Origin of the sequence: Microcystis sp. M_QC_C_20170808_M3Col, from assembly GCF_007095505.1 — a bacterium.
Classification (GTDB): Bacteria; Cyanobacteriota; Cyanobacteriia; order Cyanobacteriales; family Microcystaceae; genus Microcystis.
This window is the reverse complement of the sequence record NZ_SFBY01000409.1, coordinates 1-3,268: the sequence shown is the minus strand read 5'-3', so window position 1 is coordinate 3,268 and position 3,268 is coordinate 1. Positions and strand designations below refer to the sequence as shown.

Genomic DNA, 3,268 nt, shown 5'->3' with positions numbered 1-3,268 from the left:
GTGAAGGTGTTGGCGGTGACTGCGGTGATATTTGTGCCAGCAGTGAAGGAATAGTCGGCGGGAATGGTGGCGGTACTGCCGGTGGTGTTGAAGTTGACCACTAAACCACCCGTTGGCGCGGCGGTGTCTAGAGTGATGGTAAAGGTGCCGACGGTTCCGCCTTCTACGGGGTTGGTGCCAGGGGCGATGGTGATTTTCGGGGTGGTATTGAGGATGACTGAGATATTACTATTATTGTAGTTCACAGTTACAAAGTCAGTTTTACCGTCGCTGTTGAAGTCCCCCACCGTCAAGGAATTGGAGCCATCCCTCCCAGTCAAATTAGTGGCACTGCCAAAACTACCTGTACCTGTACCTAAGAGAATTGAGGAGTCGTAGCTAAAACGGTTCGCCACAGCCAAATCGGATTTACCATCGTTGTTAAAGTCTCCCACCGTCAAAGAATTAGAACCTGCCCCTGCGCTAAAATTAGTGGCGGTGCCAAAGCTACCTATACCTGTACCTAAGAGAATTGAGACGTTGTTGCTGCCATCATTGGCCGTAGCCAAATCGGATTTGCCGTCGCCGTTGAAGTCCCCTACCGTCACAGACGAAGGCTTACTCCCCACAGCAAAGTTGGTGGCGGGGCCAAAACTGCCCGTGCCTGTACCTAACAGCACTGAGACGTTGTTGTTGTTATTGTTTGCCGTAGCCAAGTCGGTTTTGCCATCACCGTTGAAGTCCTCTGCCGTCACAGAAACGGGTTTAGTCCCCACAGCAAAGTTAGTGGCGGTGCCAAAGCTGCCTGTCCCTGTGCCTAATAGCACTGAGACGGTGTTGCTGCCATAGTTCGCCACAGCCAAATCGGATTTACCGTCGCCGTTGAAGTCTCCTACCATCACGGAATTTGGATAAAGCCCCACGGAAAAATTGGTGGGCGTGCCAAAACTGCCCGTGCCGGTTCCTAATAGCACCGAGACGTTCTTGCCGTAACGGTTCGCCACAGCCAAGTCCAATTTGCCGTCGCTGTTGAAGTCTCCTACCATCACGAAAACGGGAACATTCCCTACGGCAAAGTTAGTGGCGGTGCCGAAGCTGCCTGTCCCTGTGCCTAATAGCACTGAGACGGTGTTGCTGCCATAGTTCGCTACAGCTAAGTCAGATTTACCGTCGCCGTTAAAGTCTCCTACCGTCACGGAAACGGGTTTAGTCCCCACGGAAAAGTTGCTAGGGGTACCAAAGGCCATTTCCACGCTTACCGTTTGCCCATCAACCGTAATAGTCGCCGCGTCATTTTCGCTTTGTATCGCCGCGATTTGCTCCTCTGTCAGCACTTCTCCCCGCACCAACGCCGAAAATAACTGCCCCTCATCCCCCGGCGTATCGCTGCTGTTGATTTGCGCGTCGATAAAATGCCCAATTTCTTCTAATAACACCGCGCTGAGGGTGGTAGCGTCACCCGAATCAATCAGCGCTTGAGAAATATAAATCCTATTGGTACTGCTGGAATATGCGCCGAAAATCCCTGAATTGCCAAGATTTTTAACTGTAATAGGGGGAAGTTGACTAAAATCTCGACTTTGCCACTGCTGTCGTAATTGCGTCGCTTTAACCACATCATAACTTGTGCCAAAAGCTGTTGACCAATTAGCCCAAAACCCATCAGATTGAGCGAAATTAAACAAAATATCGTCAACAGCAGGAATAATCGGCAACAGGTAAGAATTCATGACATTCGCCAGAAGGGTTTACTGCGACTATTTTGTGCAAACAATCGCCAATTTTTCAAGGGTACTATAACATAAATTAACATTGATTACCAGAAAACGGGTTTCTCAAAGAAACCCGTTTTCTAAATAGTTTCTCGAAGAAACCCGTTTTCTCAGTTTCTAGTAGTGGTAATTCTGTCGCCTTAACCACATCATAACTTGTGCCAAAAGCAGTTGCCAAATTAGCCCAAAAATCATCAGATTGAGCGAAATTAAACAAAATATCGTCAACAGCAGGAAGAATCGGCAAAAGAGAGGGAGTCATGACATTAACTGCAAAGGTTTATTGCTAACAGTTTTAGCCCAACAATCGCCAATTTTTCAAGACCCCTGTAACGGAAATTAACATTTATTACCAGAAAACGGGTTTCTCAAAGAAACCCGTTTTCTCAGTTCTCAATTACTCCCTGATAATGACAATTTTAGCGGGTTGTTGCGAGAAGGCGATCTGAACGACGTTCATAAATTGTATTTTTATTAGTTTATGGGACACAAACAATTCCTAATCCTGCCATTTGACGAATATGATCGTCAAAAGCGAATACCTTAAATATTTGTAAGCGATGAGCTATAACTAAAATAGAACAATCTGTGTAACTCCATTTTTTATCATTGTACTTACAGAAAGCTTCCCATATGGCCAGATAGATCATCGCTATCTGACACATTAATATAACGATGATCTTCTCTTAGTATTTGACCCACTTGAATTGAGGCTCGACTAGATACCTTGCTCCGAATCCAAGTAACAGTTTCATCGAATACCGATTCGAGAATAATCCAATTATTATGAGGATTTTCTAGGCAATATTTTTGAGTGGTTTCGTGATGAGTTTCAGATTTGACAAAAAAGGCAATTAAAGCAGAAGTATCAACAATAATTTCTTTATCCACAATTTTTAATAAATAATTTCATCAATGTTTTCAGCGTAGTTAGTTACAACTTGACCTCGATTATCTTGTCCGATAATATATTTAGAATCGGGTTGGACAATTTCTAAACTTCCACAAAGTTCCCAAGTACGAGTCTTAGTAATATCTGGTAATTCAGCTTGAACATAATTTTCCAAAGCTTTGATAACAATCTCTTGAACTGAGAATTTTTGTTCTTGCAAACGAGATATTAATTCGTCGGGAATTTCGATCAATATTTGAGTCATTAATAAACCTGAGAGATTAACGTTGTTTTACTAACATTATAGCCTGTTTTTGAATTATAACCAAGAGACGCAAACGCAATCGCTTGAATCAGTTACCGAAAGGCTAACAACTGTTCACTGATTCAGGTGATTCGCCATAAGTCCAGAAAACGGGTTTCTGAAGATTGTCTCTCAATTCCCCCCTCACAATGACAATTTTAGCGGGTTGTTGCGAGAAGGCGAGCGCTAACATCAAAGCTAGGCAGTTAAAGTATTTAACCAATTGATTAAATCTTCAACCGTAGAGAAATCGAATAAAGCTTCTCCTAATACTTCGACATCATCAATACTTAACTGCATAATTTTAGTTTCCAATGAAGG

The 3,268-nt window shown here is 43.5% G+C and carries 5 protein-coding genes; all 5 read right to left on the bottom strand.

The window, feature by feature from the left end; genetic code table 11:
* On the bottom strand, nt 1-1,709 hold a 1,709-nt coding region (locus EWV84_RS18795), incomplete at its 3' end, for an FG-GAP repeat domain-containing protein (protein ID WP_287079304.1).
* Between the two features lie 76 nt (nt 1,710-1,785).
* Nucleotides 1,786-2,013: a hypothetical protein gene (locus EWV84_RS18790; protein WP_287079302.1), complete on the bottom strand. Its 228-nt coding sequence runs from the start codon at nt 2,011-2,013 to the stop codon at nt 1,786-1,788.
* Between the two features lie 353 nt (nt 2,014-2,366).
* Nucleotides 2,367-2,642 (bottom strand): PIN domain-containing protein, encoded by a 276-nt coding sequence (locus tag EWV84_RS18785; protein ID WP_287079301.1) that lies wholly within the window; start codon nt 2,640-2,642, stop codon nt 2,367-2,369.
* A 5-nt stretch (nt 2,643-2,647) separates the two neighbouring features.
* A complete protein-coding gene (locus EWV84_RS18780) occupies nt 2,648-2,908 on the bottom strand; it encodes a hypothetical protein (protein WP_158202322.1) in 261 nt (86 codons plus the stop codon).
* A gap of 237 nt (nt 2,909-3,145) precedes the next feature.
* Nucleotides 3,146-3,262 carry a DUF4351 domain-containing protein gene (locus EWV84_RS18775; RefSeq protein ID WP_287079305.1) on the bottom strand — a complete coding sequence of 39 codons (117 nt, stop codon included), beginning with the start codon at nt 3,260-3,262 and terminating at the stop codon, nt 3,146-3,148.
* Nucleotides 3,263-3,268: the final 6 nt, after the last annotated feature.